This is a genomic window from Kineosporia sp. NBRC 101731 (assembly GCF_030269305.1).
In the GTDB taxonomy this organism is placed as follows: domain Bacteria; phylum Actinomycetota; class Actinomycetes; order Actinomycetales; family Kineosporiaceae; genus Kineosporia.
This window is the reverse complement of the sequence record NZ_BSTC01000006.1, coordinates 403,162-418,262: the sequence shown is the minus strand read 5'-3', so window position 1 is coordinate 418,262 and position 15,101 is coordinate 403,162. Positions and strand designations below refer to the sequence as shown.

Here is a 15,101-nt window from a genome sequence, read left to right as displayed (position 1 = left end):
GGCTACACCTTCTCGGTCGTCGGCGAGCCCAGGATGCCCTCGGGCTTGAACACCATCAGCAGGATCAGGACGGTGAACACGACGGTCATCGACCACTGCTGGCCGAGGAGCATGCCGTCGTTCAGGCTGGACAGGATGCCGAGCAGGAAGCCACCGAGCACCGCGCCCTGAAGGTTGCCGATGCCGCCGAGAACCGCTGCGGTGAAGGCAATCAGACCGAGCCGGAAGCCCAGGTTGTAGTTGCTCGTACCGACGGACTGCAGGTACAGCAGACCGGCGGCGCCGGCCAGACCGCCACCGAGCGCGAAGACGAAGGTGATCGTGCGGTCGACGTCGATACCCATCAGGCGGGCGGCGTCCTGGTCCTGGGCCACGGCGCGCATCGCCTTGCCCGCGCGGGTGCGCTGGACGATGTAGACCATCAGGAGGAGGAGCGGGATGGTGATGGCGATGACCGTCACGGTCGTGTAGGGCACCCGGACGTCACCGATGTTGAAACCGTCGTCACCGAACATCGTGGACCACTGCTTGGGCGCCGAACCGGTCATGAACTGACGCTGGCCGAACCACTGGTACATGAAGCTCAGGCCGACCGCGGTGATGAGGGGCGCCAGCTTGGGGGCCCGGCGCAACCGGCGGTAAGCCACCCGTTCTGCGGCCACGTTCACCAGGGCTGCCGCGGCCATCGAGATCAGCAGGGCCAGCGCCACCGCACCGACGGCGCCGAAGCCGAACGAGTCGACGTTGAACACGCTGACGCAGACAATGCCGGACAGCACCGTGGCCAGCATGAACAGGTCACCGTGGGAGAAGTTGATCAGCTCGATGATGCCGTAGACCATCGTGTAGCCGAGGGCGATCAGCGCGTACAGCGCGCCGTTGCCGGCTCCGGCGACGATCAGGGACGCGAACTCCTGGGGACTCTTGATCGCCTCGTACAGCACCCAGACGACGACGGCTGCGACCAGCAGCAGTCCCAGGGCCGATACGGCGGTCTCCCGAGGAAGCCGTCGTGGCTTCACCTCGGACGCGGCTATCGCGGTTTGGGTCATGGATGGCTCTTTTCGCGGATGGCGAGGGGTACGGGCGGACTGGGAGCCTGACGCGGACCGGGTGGGGAGCCTCCATCCTGGAGACCCCCCACCCGGGTGGAGCGTCAGGTCACTCGACCGGCTGGGCCTTGAGGAACTTCTGCTCGCCGTCCTGCTCCTGCAGCACGGAGATGTCCTTGGCCGTGGTGTCGCCGGTGGCCGGGTCGATCTTGATGTCCTTACCGGTGGCCGAGTCGGCCGCCGGGATGGTCACGCCCGCACCCTCGAACACGGCGTCACGGACGCCCTTCTTGGTGCCGTCCGAGTTCTTGATGGCCTCCAGGATGACCTGGACACCGGCCACGCCGTAGAGCGCGTAGCTGGTGCGCGGCCCCTGGCCGTACTTCTCCTCGTACTTCTTCAGCAGGTCGGCGGCCGCGCCACCCTGCTTCTGGAGCTGCTCGGTGGCCAGACCCGCGAAGGTCGCGTAGAGGCCGACAGCCTGCGGCTGCTTGTCCAGGGCCGGGTAACCGGTCCAGCCGTCCGGGACCATCATCTTGATCTTCTCGTTGTCCCCGAGGACCGAGACCTTGTCCTTCAGCAGCTGACCACCGTTGAGGTCGTAGATGCCGCCGACGTAGATGCAGTCGGGGTTCATGCCCTTGATCTTCTGGAACAGGGCGGTGTAGTTCGGGGCCTTCTCGTCGTACGCCTCGTTACCGAGGATCTTGATGCCGTTCTTCTCGGCCTGCGTCTGGAAGGCCTTCGCGATGCCCTGACCGTAGGTCTGGTTGTCGTTCAGGATGTAGCAGCTGGTGACCTTGAGGTCTTCCTTGGCGAAGTCGGCCGCCGCGGTGCCCTGGTAGTCGTCAGTGGTGACCACGCGAGCGAAGCTCTTCTTGCCGCTCGGCGCGTAGAGCTCCGGCTCGCCCGGGTCCCAGGTCTTCGTCAGGCCGGGGTTGGTGGCGGCGTGCGAGACCTGCAGCATCGGGCCGTTCGGGTCCTGGTTCAGCACCGGGGCCTCGAGCTTCGAGCAACCGGAGTTGAACTCACCCATGACCGCGACCTCGGTGTCCGAGGCCACGTGCTTCTGGGCGTTCGCCGTACAGGTGGCGGCGTCCCACTGGCCGGCCGTGGCCGTGGAGTTGTCGTACTTCTCGAGCTTGATGGTGTAGTCGCCGACCTTGTTGCCGATCGACTCCAGGTACAGCTCGATCATGTTGTTGGTGTCGGTCGAGGCGTCCGCCGAAGCTCCCTGCAGCGGGAGGTCGGTCGCGATGGTCAGGGTCTTGCCTCCACCTGACTCAGCCCCGTCAGACGAGCCGCCACCACACGCAGCAATGCCAAGCGTGGCAACCGCGACGATGGCCAATGCGCGAACCGGTTTCCCCATGTCCTACCTCTTCCCCACGGCCTGAGCCGATCGCTCTGACGCTGATGGGTGGGGAAATTACCACTGCGATGTGACGCCGGAAGGGTGGTTGTTCTCGCCAAAGGTCAAGGCTCGGCAACGATTCCCGGCGCTTTGACGCTTTTGGCGGATGGCGTTCGGTCAGAACACCTTTAGGAGGTCCCCATGTTTCCGGAAGGTTTCCGGCTTGAGCAATTCTTTGAGCTGCCCGAAACAAAGGTTTTTAGGACGGATTGAAAGTCCGTTCGGGCAACCACGCAGGGGAACAGTCCATTCATCCCACCAATTCAAGGGTCCTAACGGGCGGGCAAAGCAGAACGTCCCCGGGATCTGAAGATCCCGGGGACCACTTCTGCGCCGAGTGGTCGGCGCTCGCGCGATGTGAATCTGGTGGAACGGATTGTCACCGGAGCGATATACACGCCCGGGCGTGTCCCGCCCGCCGTCGGCCGACCTCAGCCGTCGGTGCCGGACGCGATGACCGCGGAGGCCACGTCCTTCATGGTGAGCCGCTTGTCCATCGAGGTCTTCTGGATCCAGCGGAACGCCTCGGGCTCGCTCAGTCCGTACTTGGTCTGGAGCAACCCCTTGGCCCGGTCGACGAGCTTGCGGGTCTCGAAGCGCTCGGCCAGGTCGGCGACCTCGGCCTCGAGCGCCGCGAGCTCGCCGTGACGGCTCGCCGCGATCTCCAGCGCGGGCACCAGGTCGGCGGCCGTGAAGGGCTTGACCACGTAGGCCATGGCGCCCGCGTCACGGGCCCGCTCGACCAGCTCGCGCTGGGAGAAGGCCGTCAACAGCACCACCGGCGCGATCCGGGCGCTGACAATCCGCTCGGCCGCGGAGATGCCGTCCAGGACGGGCATCTTGATGTCCATCACGACCAGGTCGGGCCTGTGCTCCGTCGCGAGCTGCACGGCCTCCTCGCCGTTGCCGGCCTCGGCCACGACGTTGAAGCCGTTCTCGCGGAGCATCTCGACGATGTCCAGCCGGATCAGGGCCTCGTCCTCGGCGACGAGAACCGTTCGTTCCTTGGAAGTGGCCGGCGCGGGGACGTCGGCCGCGCTGGGCTCGGGCACCAGCAGGCCGGACCCGTCCGGGGTGGTTTCAGTGGATGAGTCGCCAGCAGTCATAAAGCTCAGGGTAGCTATCCACAGGGCGTCAGGAGCAAGCAGGTCGGCAGCTGTCGGGCATGGTCAGTGTCACGTCAGCCTCACCTCAACCGTCACGTCCGCCGTTCGGGCAGCCGGGCAGCCCGGCCCCTAGCTCGGCCCGGCTTCCGTTAAACTCACCCTCGCGGCGGAACGAAGAGGTCTTTCGTACCGCCCTGCCCCCTGCCGGGTTGGTGGAATGGCAGACACAGAGCACTCAAAATGCTCCGTCCGAAAGGGCGTGCGGGTTCGAATCCCGCACTCGGCACAGCTGAGGCCCGCTCCCCCTGGGGGAGCGGGCCTCATGCGTGTCCAGCGGTGGTCAGACCGTTGATCAGGCCTTCGACGACGCGCGACGGTAGGCCGGGGCGACACCGCTGACGGCGTCACCGATCCGGTGCACGCGCATCGCGTTGAGCGAACCCGGGATGCCCGGAGGGGCACCGGCCACGATGACGACCAGGTCGCCCTCGGAGCACTTGCCCGACTTCATCAGTTCCTGGTCGACCTGGAGCACCATCTCGTCGGTGTGCTCGACGACATCGGTGAGGTAGGTCTCCACGCCCCAGACCAGGGTGAGCTGGGCGCGCACGGCCGGGTCGGGCGTGAAGGCCAGCAGCGGGATCGCCGAGCGCAGCCGGGCCATCCGGCGGGCGCTGTCACCCGACTGGGTGAACGTGACCAGGTACTTCACACCCAGCAGACGGCCGGCCGTGGCGGCGGCCAGGGTCACGGCGCCACCGGTGGTGGACGGCTGCGTGCCCAGCGGCGGGATCCGCTCCAGACCGTGGTCCTCGGTGCTGGTGATGATGCGGCCCATCGTCTGGACGGCCTCCAGCGCGTAGTTGCCCACGCTGGTCTCACCGGACAGCATCACCGCGTCGGCGCCGTCGAGGACGGCGTTGGCGCAGTCGGACACCTCGGCCCGGGTCGGGCGCGGCATGTCGATCATCGACTCGAGCACCTGGGTGGCGACGATGACCGGCTTGGCCAGGCGGCGGGCCAGCGAAACGGCCTGCTTCTGGACGATCGGCACGTCTTCCAGGGGCAGCTCGACGCCCAGGTCGCCCCGGGCGACCATGATCGCGTCGGAGGCCCGGACGATCTCGTCCAGGTTCTCGATCGCCTGCGGCTTCTCGATCTTGGCGATGATCGGGAGGCGGACGCCTTCCTCAGCCATGATCACGCGGACGTCCTCGATGTCCGCGGCCCGCTGGACGAACGACAGGGCGATCATGTCGGCGCGGAGCTTCAGACCCCAGCGCAGGTCTTCCTTGTCCTTCTCGGACAGGGCCGGGACGCTGACCAGGGTGCCGGGCAGGTTGATGCCCTTGTTGTTCGAGGCCTTACCGCCGACCTCGACGGTCAGGACGACGTCGTTGCCCTTGACCTCCTTCACCCGGAGGCTGAGCTTGCCGTCGTCGATCAGGACGACGTCCCCGGCTTTCACGTCGCCGGGGAGGCCTTTGTACGTGGTGGAGCACCGGTTCACGTCACCCAGGATGTCGTCCGTGGTGATCGTGAACTCGGCCCCGTTGACCAGGGTGACCGGACCGTCGGCGAACCGGCCGAGGCGGATCTTGGGTCCCTGGAGATCGACCATGACACCCACCGCCCGGCCGGAGGCCTCGGCAGCTGCCCTGATCTCTGTGTACATCTTCTCGTGGTCCGCATACGAGCCGTGGCTGAGGTTGAGCCGGGCGATGTCCATCCCGGCGTCGACGAACTCAGCTAGACGGCCTTGCGTAGACGGGCCCATAGTGCAAACCATTTTGGCGCGGCGCATGTCACAGAGCTTAGCCGGGAGCCCGGCGGGAGATTCATGCCCCGGTCGACCTCTTGCCGATGTCGCAAAGACCTTCATCCACTGGTCATCCGGCCGTAGACGTCCGGCCGATGTTCGGCCGGCGGTGGTGGCCCGCCCTCGGGACGAGCACGCGTACCCCGGTCACCCATCAGGGGTGCCGGGGTACGCGTCCTCCATCCATCAGACCGTCAGAGGCCTGGCGGTCGGTGGGATGGCCGTGGGAAGCGTGGTGGACCCGGACAGCCAGGTGTCCACCCCGGCGGCGCAGGAGCGGCCCTCGGCGATCGCCCAGACGATGAGCGACTGACCCCGGCCGGCGTCACCGGCCACGAACACCCCAGGAACGCTCGACATGTAGTCGTTGTCACGCGCGATGTTGCCGCGCGGGTCCAGGTCGACCCCCAGCTGCTCGACCAGGCCGGGCTTCTCCGGGCCGGTGAAGCCCATCGCGAGCAGCACCAGCTGGGCCGGGATCTCCCGCTCGGAGCCCTCGACCGGCGTGAACCGGCCCTCCTTGAACTCCACCTCGACCAGCTTGAGCGCCCGCACGCGACCGTTCTCGTCGCCCAGGAACTCCTGCGTGCTGGTCGCGTAGACCCGCTCGCCACCCTCCTCGTGCGCCGAGGCGACCCGGAAGAGCATCGGGTAGGTCGGCCACGGCTGACCGGGCGGACGCTCCTCGGTAGGACGCGGCATGATCTCCAGCTGCGTGACCGAGTTCGCCCCCTGGCGCAGAGCGGTGCCCAGGCAGTCGGCGCCGGTGTCACCGCCACCGATGATGACGACGTCGAGGCCGTCGGCGCGGATCTGGCCCTCGACCTCCTCGCCGAGCGCCACCCGGTTGGCCTGGGGCAGGTACTCCATGGCCTGGTGGATGCCGCCGAGCTCACGACCGGGAGTGGGCAGGTCGCGCGCCGTGGTGGAACCGACGGCCAGGACGACCGCGTCGTAGCGGTCGCGCAGCTGCTGGCCGGTCAGCTCGGTGCCGACGTCGACGCCCGGGCGGAACCGGGTGCCCTCGGCCTCCATCTGCGCCAGACGGCGGTCGATGACGGCCTTCTCCATCTTGAACTCGGGGATCCCGTAGCGCAGCAGCCCGCCGATCCGGTCGGCCCGCTCGTACACGGCCACGGTGTGCCCGGCCCGGGTGAGCTGCTGGGCGGCAGCCAGCCCGGACGGACCGGAACCGATCACGGCCACGGTCTTGCCGGTCAGGCGCTCCGGCGGCATCGGCTGCACCCAGCCGTTGTCGAAGGCCTTGGCGATGGTGGTGACCTCGACCTGCTTGATCGTCACCGCGGGCTGGTTGATGCCCAGCACGCACGACGACTCACAGGGCGCCGGGCAGAGCTTGCCGGTGAACTCCGGGAAGTTGTTCGTCGAGTGCAGCCGCTCGATCGCCTCGCGCCAGTCGTCCCGCCAGACCAGGTCGTTCCACTCGGGAATCAGGTTCCCGAGCGGACAGCCGTTGTGACAGAACGGGATACCGCAGTCCATGCACCGGCCGGCCTGGCGCTGGAGCTGCCCGGAATCGGTGGACTCGTAGACCTCTTTCCAGTCCATGAGCCGGATCGGGACGGGCCGGCGGGCCGGCAACTCACGCTGGCGGGTGTTGAGGAACCCCCTCGGGTCAGCCACGGGAAGCCTCCATGATTCGCGACCACACCTCGTCGGAGTCGAGGTCGAGTCCTTCTGATTCTGCTTGTGTACGAACCGACATGACCCGCGCGAAGTCACGCGGCAGAACCTTGGTGAACCGCGTCAGCGCGGTGTCCCAGTCCTGCAGCAGGCGCCAGGCCACCGCCGACTCGGTCTCGTCGCGGTGCTTCTGCACCAGCAGGCGCAGCCGCTCGGAGTCGGCCCCCTCGACCGGCACCAGGTCGACCATGTCCGGGTTGACCCGGCCCGTGCGCAGGTCGAGCACGAACGCCTCGCCGCCGGACATGCCGGCCGCGAAGTTCCGGCCGGTGCGGCCGAGCACGACCACCACGCCACCGGTCATGTACTCGCAGCCGTGGTCACCCACGCCCTCGGCGACCACGGTGGCACCGGAGTTACGCACGCAGAAGCGCTCGCCGACCTGGCCGCGCAGGAACATCTCGCCGCTGGTCGCGCCGAAGCCGATGACGTTGCCCGCCACGATGTTCTGCTCGGCCGAGTAGCTGGCCGCCGCGTCGGGCCGCACGATCACCCGGCCACCGGACAGGCCCTTGCCGACGTAGTCGTTGCCGTCGCCGAGCAGCCGCAGGGTGACCCCGCGCGGCAGGAAGGCACCGAACGACTGCCCGCCGGAACCGGTCAGGGTGATGTCGATCGTGTCGTCGGGCAGGCCCTTCTCACCGAAGCGCTTGGTCACCTCGTGGCCGAGCATGGTGCCGACCGTGCGGTTGACGTTGCGCACCGGCACCTCGAACTTCACCGGCTCGCTGCGCTCGAGGGCGTCGGCCGCCAGCGAGATCAGCGAGTGGTCGAGGGCCTTCTCCAGGCCGTGGTCCTGCACCGTGGTGCGCTTGCGGGACGGGCCGTACATCGCCGTCGGTGAGGCCAGCAGCGGGCTGATGTCCAGGCCGGACGCCTTCCAGTGCTCGACCGCGGCGGTGGTGTCGAGGGTCTCGACCTCACCGATCGCCTCTTCCAGCGAGCGGTAGCCCAGTGCCGCCAGGTGCTCGCGGACCTCCTGTGCGATGTACTCGAAGAAGGTCTCGACGAACTCCGGCTTGCCGCTGAACCGCTCGCGCAGCTCCGGGTTCTGGGTCGCGATGCCGACCGGGCAGGTGTCCAGGTGGCAGACCCGCATCAGGATGCAGCCCGAGACCACCAGCGGGGCGGTGGCGAAGCCGAACTCCTCGGCCCCGAGCAGTGCGGCGATGATCACGTCCCGCCCGGTCTTCATCTGGCCGTCGGCCTGCACCACGATCCGGTCGCGCAGCCCGTTCAGCACCAGCGTCTGCTGGGTCTCGGCAAGGCCGAGCTCCCAGGGCGCGCCGGCGTGCTTGAGGCTCGTGAGCGGGGCCGCACCGGTACCGCCGTCGTGACCGGAGATCAGCACCACGTCGGCGTGGGCCTTGCTCACACCGGCCGCGACCGTTCCGACCCCGACCTCGGCCACGAGCTTCACGTGCACGCGGGCTTCAGGGTTGGAGTTCTTCAGGTCGTGGATCAGCTGGGCGAGATCCTCGATCGAGTAGATGTCGTGGTGCGGCGGCGGGGAGATCAGGCCGACGCCCGGCGTGGAGTGCCGGGTGCGAGCCACCCAGGGGTACACCTTTTGACCCGGGAGCTGGCCGCCCTCACCAGGTTTCGCGCCCTGCGCCATCTTGATCTGGATGTCGTCGGCGTGCGTCAGGTACATGCTGGTGACGCCGAACCGGCCCGAGGCGACCTGCTTGATCGAGCTGCGGCGCTCGGGGTCGAGCAGCCGCTCGACGTCCTCGCCGCCCTCACCGGTGTTCGACTTGCCGCCGATCCGGTTCATCGCGATCGCCAGGGTCTGGTGCGCTTCCTGCGAGATCGACCCGTAGGACATGGCCCCGGTGGAGAACCGCTTGATGATCTCGGTGGCCGGCTCGACCTCGTCCAGCGGGACCGGCGTGCGCCCGGCCTTGAACGTGAACAGCCCACGCAACGTCATCAGGCGCTCGGCCTGCTGGTCGATGCGGGAGGTGTACTCCTTGAAGATGTCGAAACGCCGGTTGCGCGTGGCGTGCTGCAGGCGGAACACGGTGTCCGGATTGAACAGGTGCTCCTCGCCGTCGCGGCGCCACTGGTACTCACCACCGGTGGGCAGACGCTTGTGCAGGCCGCGCTGGCCGTCGGCCGGGTAGGCCATCGCGTGACGGGCGGCGTTCTCCTGCGCGACCACGTCGAGCCCGATGCCGCCCAGCTGCGAGGTGACGCCGGTGAAGTACTGGTCGACGAGCTCCTGGGAGAGGCCGATCGCCTCGAACACCTGGGCGCCGCGGTAGGAGGCGACCGTAGAGATGCCCATCTTGGACATCACCTTCAGTACGCCCTTGCCCAGGCCCTTGATCACGTTCTGCACGGCCTTCTCCGGCGTGATGCCGTCGATGACGCCGTGGCGGACCAGGTCTTCCGCGCTCTCCATGGCCAGGTACGGGTTCACCAGCGCGGCGCCGAAACCAATCAGCAGCGCCACGTGGTGAACCTCACGCACGTCACCGGCCTCGACGACGAGACCGACCTGGGTGCGGGTCTTCTCGCGGATCATGTGGTGGTGCACGGCGCTGGTCAGCAGCAGCGACGGGATCGGCGCCAGGTCGGCGGTGCTGTCGCGGTCGGACAGCACGATGAAGCGTGCGCCCGCGGCGACCATGGCCGAGGCCTCGACACAGATCTCCGCCAGCCGCTCGGCCAGCGCCTCGCCGCCGCCGTCGGCCCGGTACAGGCCGTGGATCCGGCCGGTGGCGTAGCCGGGCAGGTCACCGTCGTCGTTGACGTGCACGATCTTGGCGAGCGCGTCGTTGTCGATCACCGGCGAGGGCAGCACCAGCTTGCGGCAGTGCGCCGGGCTGGCCGAGAGCAGGTTGCGCTCCGGGCCGATCGTGGTGGTCATCGCGGTGACCAGCTCTTCGCGGATCGCGTCCAGCGGCGGGTTGGTGACCTGGGCGAACAGCTGGGTGAAGTAGTCGAACAACAGCCGCGGGCGCTTCGAGAGCACGGCCACGGGGGTGTCGGTGCCCATCGAGCCGAGCGGCTCGGCGCCGGTCTTGGCCATCGGCGCGACGATGAGCTTGAGCTCCTCCTCGGTGAAGCCGAAGGTCTGCTGGCGGCGGGTGACCGACTTGCGCGTGTGCACGATGTGCTCACGCTCGGGCAGGTCCTGCAGGCGGATGCGGCCCGCGTGCAGCCACTCGTCGTAGGGGTGCTGACCGGCGAGGGCGGTCTTGATCTCCTCGTCGTCGACGATGCGGCCGTGCTCGGTGTCGACGAGGAACATCTTGCCGGGCTGGACGCGGCCCTTCTTGACCACGGTGGCGGGGTCGAGGTCGAGCACGCCGGCCTCGGACGCGAGCACGACCAGGCCGTCGTCGGTGACCCAGTAACGCCCCGGGCGCAGGCCGTTGCGGTCGAGGACGGCGCCGATCAGGGTGCCGTCGGTGAAACAGACGTTGGCGGGACCGTCCCACGGCTCCATGAACATGGAATGGAACTCGTAGAACGCGCGGCGGGCCGGGTCCATCTCGGCGTGGTTCTCCCACGCCTCGGGGATCATCATCAGCACCGCGTGGGGCAGCGAACGACCACCCAGATGGATCAGTTCCAGCACCTCGTCGAACGAGGCGGTGTCGCTGCCCTCGGGGTCACAGATCGGGAAGAGCTGGTCGAGGTCGCCGGGGATGACGTCACTCTTGAGCGTGCTCTCCCGCGCCCGCATCCAGTTGCGGTTGCCCTTGACCGTGTTGATCTCACCGTTGTGCGCCATCATCCGGAACGGGTGCGCCAGCGGCCACGACGGGAAGGTGTTCGTGGAGAACCGCGAGTGCACGATGGCCAGCTCGGAGGCGTACCGCCGGTCGGACAGGTCCGGGAAGAAGGGCTCGAGCTGACCGGTGGTCAGCATGCCCTTGTAGACGATGGTGCGGCAGGACAGCGACGGGAAGTAGACGCCGGCCTGGATCTCCGCACGCTTGCGCAGCCGGAACGCACGGCGTTCCAGGGCCATCCCGACCACGCGGCCGGGGGTGGAGGCCACGAAGACCTGCCGGAACACCGGCTGGCAGGCCGCCGCGGTGGCGCCGACCAGGCCCGGGGTGATCGGGACGTCGCGCCAGGCCAGCACGGCCAGACCCTCTTCGGCCGCGATCCGGTCGATCTGTGCGGTGGCGGTGGCCCGCTCCGCATCGTCCTGCGGGAGGAAGGCCGTGCCCACGGCATAACTGCCCTGAGGCGGGAGCTGTACCCCGAACTGCTCTTTCAGGACCTCACGGAAGAACGCGTCGGGAACCTGGGTGGTGATGCCGGCGCCGTCGCCGGTGTCGACCTCGGCGCCGACGGCGCCGCGGTGGTCCAGGTTACGCAGCGCCGTGAGGGCGGCCTCGACGATGTCGTGACCGGGCTCTCCACGCATGGTCGCGACGAAGGCGACGCCACAGGCGTCGTGCTCGTGCTGACCGTCGTAAAGGCCCACGGGTTCGGGCCGGGCGGAGTACCGCCGGTAAGGGGAGACCATGATCTGCACCTCGTGGTCGCTTGGGGCTCAGAAGCGGGGTAACGACCCGTGTGCCATGTCGATGATCACCGCGATGAGGGTCAAGCGAGCCGCAAAGATGATCCGCGCAGGGGGACGCCTATGGCCCTCGGGTTGTCGACACTGTAACGGGTCGGTACGGCATTTCGAAACCTTTGTGAAACCTGCGACTTCGCCGATTTTCCCGGCCCATCATGCCCCATTCACCTGGGGCGATGCCGGGCCTGGCGGTCACCTGACGATCAGCTTCGTTTCACGGCTGTTTCGCCGTAAGACGTACGGTGCAGACCCGTTCCCTCACGCAAACAATCCGGTTTACTTGCCGGATTCCGGGACCGCGGTCCTGACCTCGTCGCCGGCGTCCTTGCCGTCGGACGTCGCCCGGCTCTCGGTCTTCGCGCCCTCACCGGCGTCCGCGCCCACAGTGATGGTCTCGTCCGTCGTGGTTCCGGTCGCATCCCCGTCGACGGGCCCGCCCTCGGGAGCCGGGTTCCGGTACAGGGTGGTGTCGCGACCGGGCCGGAGCCGGGACGAGATGATCAGGTAGACGAGGCTGCCGGTGAACAGAAGGATCGATGTCCACACGTTCAGTCTCAGACCTAGGATGTGGTTCGCCTCGTCGATGCGCAAGGTCTCGATGTATCCGCGCCCGATGCAGTAGGTCATCACATAGAGTGCGAAGACCCTTCCGTGGCCCAGCTTCCAGCGGCGATCCACCCAGAGGATGAACAGCGCGGCGAGAATGTTCCAGCCGCACTCGTACAGGAAGGTCGGTTCGAAGTAACCCTTCACCACCGGGTCACCGGCGGCGTTGCGGATGGCCTGGCCGGCCCCGGTGTCCCACTCGTAGATCTTCAGGGCGAACGGGTTGTCCTCGCTCAGCGGCTTGCCGTAGAGCTCGTTGTTGAACCAGTTGCCCCAGCGGCCGAAGGCCTGGGCGAACAACAGCCCGGGGGCCAGCGCGTCGGCGAACACCGGCAGCCGGATTCCCCTGCGGCGGCAACCGATCCACGCCCCGATACCACCCAGCGCGATGGCGCCCCAGATCCCCAGGCCGCCCTCCCAGATGTACAGGGCCTTGACCGGGTCACCGTTCTCGCCGAAGTACTGCTGCGGCGAGGTGATCACGTGGTAAAGACGCCCGCCGATCACCCCGAAAGGCACGGCCCAGGTGGCAATGTCGAGCACGACCGTGGGATCTCCCCCGCGTGCCTTCCAGCGCACCTGGGCGGTCCAGATCGCCAGGCCGATGCCGATGAGGATGCAGAGCGCATAGCCCCTCAGCGGCAGCGGGCCCAGATGCCAGACGCCCTGGTCCGGGCTCGGGATCGACGCCAGCACAGCGGCGTTCATCCGACGGCCTCCATGTCTTGGATGATTCAGCTAGGGGTGTGGTTCAGCTGCGGGAGGGTTGACCGGCGCGGACGCCCTCGGCCAGCGAGGCGGCCACGGTGGCGACCGCGCGGACGCCCTCGGCCGGGCTCGAGGCCGATGCCAGAGCCCGCACGAAGGCCGACCCGACGATCACTCCGTCGGCGAAACCGGCCACCTGGGCGGCCTGTTCGGCCGTGGAGACGCCGAGGCCGACACACAGCGGCAGGTCGGTGGCGGCTCGGGTGCGGTGCACCAGTACCTCGGCGGCGTCGTTCACGCTGGAGCGGACGCCGGTGACGCCCATGGTGGAGGCGACGTAGACGAAGCCCCGGCAGGCGGCGGCGGTCATCGCCAGGCGGCCGTCGGTGGAGCTGGGAGCGACCAGGAAGACCCGGTCCAGACCGTGCTCGTCGGAGGCCTCGATCCACTCACCGGCCTCTTCGGGGATCAGGTCCGGGGTGATCAGACCGGCTCCCCCGACGTTCGCCAGGTCGGCGGCCATCCGCGCCACGCCGTAGCGGTCGACGAGGTTCCAGTAGGACATCAGCAGGGCGGGCGCCCCGGCCCGGGCCACGGCCCCGGCGGCGGCGATCGCGTCACGCGGGTGCGCGCCACCGGCCAGGGCGGCCTCGACAGCGTGCTGGATGACCGGCCCGTCCATCAGGGGGTCGCTGTACGGCACACCGATCTCGACGATGTCGACACCGGCCTCGACCATGGCCACCATCGCGGCGACCGAGGTCTCGTGATCGGGGAAACCCACGGGCAGATAACCGATCAGGGCGGCCCGGCCCTCGGCCCGCGCGGTGGCGAGGACCGACGAAACGCTGCTCACAGTTCGTCCTTCAGCTCGTCGGTGGCCACCACGCGCTCGGCCTCGGAGGCGACCAGATCGGGCGCGGAGACCAGGCCGAACCAGCGGGCCGCCGTGTCCACGTCCTTGTCGCCCCGGCCGGAGAGGTTGACCAGCACGATGCCGCCCTCCCCCAGCCGCTTGCCCTCACGCAGGGCACCGGCCAGGGCGTGCGAGCTCTCGATCGCCGGGATGATGCCCTCGGTGCGGCACAGGAGCTGGAACGCATCCATCGCCTGGGTGTCGGTGACCGGTTCGTACCGGGCCCGGCCGGACTCGGCCAGCCAGGCGTGCTCCGGGCCGACTCCCGGGTAGTCCAGGCCGGCCGAGATCGAGTGACTCTCGATCGTCTGGCCGTCCTCGTCCTGCAGGATGAAGGTCCGGTTACCGTGCAGCACACCGGGTGCGCCGCCGGTGATCGAGCTGGCGTGGCGCCCGGTCTCGACCCCGTCGCCGCCCGCCTCGAGGCCGAGCAGCTCCACCTCGGGGTCGTCGAGGAAGGCGTGGAAGATGCCGATCGCGTTGGAGCCGCCACCGACGCAGGCCGCGACCACGTCGGGCAGCCGGCCGGTCAGCTCGAGCACCTGTGCGCGCGCCTCCTCACCGATGATCCGGTGGAACTCGCGGACCATGGTGGGGAACGGGTGCGGGCCGGCGACCGTGCCGAGCAGGTAGTGGGTGGTGTCGACGTTCGTCACCCAGTCGCGCATCGCCTCGTTGATCGCGTCTTTCAGGGTGCGCGAGCCGGCGGTGACCGGGACCACCTCGGCGCCGAGCAGACGCATCCGGGCGACGTTGAGCGCCTGCCGCCGGGTGTCTTCCTCGCCCATGTAGACCACGCACTCGAGGTCCATCAGCGCGGCGGCGGTGGCCGTGGCCACGCCGTGCTGACCGGCCCCGGTCTCGGCGATCACCCGGGTCTTGCCCATGCGCTTGGTCAGCAGGGCCTGCCCGAGCACATTGTTGATCTTGTGCGAACCGGTGTGGTTCAGGTCTTCCCGCTTCAGCAGCACCCGGGCGCCGCCCGCGTGCTGCGCGAACCGGGGGGCCTCGGTGAGGATGCTGGGTCGGCCGGAGTACGTGCGGTGCAGGTGGTCGAGCTCGGCGATGAACGCCGGGTCGACCACCGCGGCGCCGAACGCGGCGTCGAGCTCGTCCAGGGCGGCCACGAGGGCCTCCGGCACGAACCGGCCGCCGAAACGGCCGAAGTACGGGCCGACGGCGTCACGCAGACGGGCGGAGGTGGGCAGAGAGTCCGTCATCGCTTTC

General features: G+C 68.5%; 9 protein-coding genes and 1 tRNA gene. 1 reads left to right on the top strand and 9 read right to left on the bottom strand.

Features of this window, described 5'->3' with window-relative positions:
* Positions 1-2: 2 nt before the first annotated feature.
* The 3 genes from QSK05_RS19755 to QSK05_RS19745 all read right to left on the bottom strand — a co-directional run bounded on the left by QSK05_RS19755 (position 3) and on the right by QSK05_RS19745 (position 3,572).
* Entirely contained in the window at positions 3-1,052 is a 1,050-nt protein-coding gene (locus QSK05_RS19755; protein ID WP_285598726.1) for a branched-chain amino acid ABC transporter permease, read from the bottom strand.
* Positions 1,053-1,161: 109 nt separating this feature from the next.
* Entirely contained in the window at positions 1,162-2,424 is a 1,263-nt protein-coding gene (locus QSK05_RS19750; RefSeq protein ID WP_285598725.1) for a branched-chain amino acid ABC transporter substrate-binding protein, read from the bottom strand.
* Positions 2,425-2,897: 473 nt separating this feature from the next.
* Positions 2,898-3,572: an ANTAR domain-containing response regulator gene (locus tag QSK05_RS19745; RefSeq protein WP_285598724.1), complete on the bottom strand. Its 675-nt coding sequence runs from the start codon at positions 3,570-3,572 to the stop codon at positions 2,898-2,900.
* 203 nt (positions 3,573-3,775) lie between these two features.
* Here QSK05_RS19745 and QSK05_RS19740 point away from each other — a divergent pair.
* A tRNA-Leu gene (locus QSK05_RS19740) sits at positions 3,776-3,858 on the top strand.
* Positions 3,859-3,924: 66 nt separating this feature from the next.
* Here QSK05_RS19740 and pyk read toward each other — a convergent pair.
* The 6 genes from pyk to trpB form a co-directional block, all read right to left on the bottom strand.
* Complete coding sequence (gene pyk / locus QSK05_RS19735; RefSeq protein WP_285598723.1) at positions 3,925-5,376, bottom strand: pyruvate kinase; 1,452 nt, start codon at positions 5,374-5,376, stop codon at positions 3,925-3,927.
* Between the two features lie 201 nt (positions 5,377-5,577).
* Positions 5,578-7,035: a glutamate synthase subunit beta gene (locus QSK05_RS19730; protein ID WP_285598722.1), complete on the bottom strand. Its 1,458-nt coding sequence runs from the start codon at positions 7,033-7,035 to the stop codon at positions 5,578-5,580.
* A complete protein-coding gene (gene gltB / locus QSK05_RS19725; RefSeq protein ID WP_285598721.1) occupies positions 7,028-11,587 on the bottom strand; it encodes a glutamate synthase large subunit in 4,560 nt (1,519 codons plus the stop codon). Before gltB ends, QSK05_RS19730 begins: the two co-directional genes overlap by 8 nt.
* A 333-nt stretch (positions 11,588-11,920) precedes the next feature.
* Positions 11,921-12,958: a prolipoprotein diacylglyceryl transferase gene (gene lgt, locus QSK05_RS19720; RefSeq protein WP_285598720.1), complete on the bottom strand. Its 1,038-nt coding sequence runs from the start codon at positions 12,956-12,958 to the stop codon at positions 11,921-11,923.
* A 43-nt stretch (positions 12,959-13,001) separates the two neighbouring features.
* Positions 13,002-13,814, bottom strand: coding sequence for a tryptophan synthase subunit alpha (gene trpA / locus QSK05_RS19715; protein ID WP_285598719.1), 813 nt, complete (start codon positions 13,812-13,814; stop codon positions 13,002-13,004).
* On the bottom strand, positions 13,811-15,094 hold the full coding sequence (gene trpB / locus QSK05_RS19710) for a tryptophan synthase subunit beta (protein ID WP_285598718.1): 1,284 nt from the start codon (positions 15,092-15,094) through the stop codon (positions 13,811-13,813). Before trpB ends, trpA begins: the two co-directional genes overlap by 4 nt.
* Between the last annotated feature and the right edge of the window lie 7 nt (positions 15,095-15,101).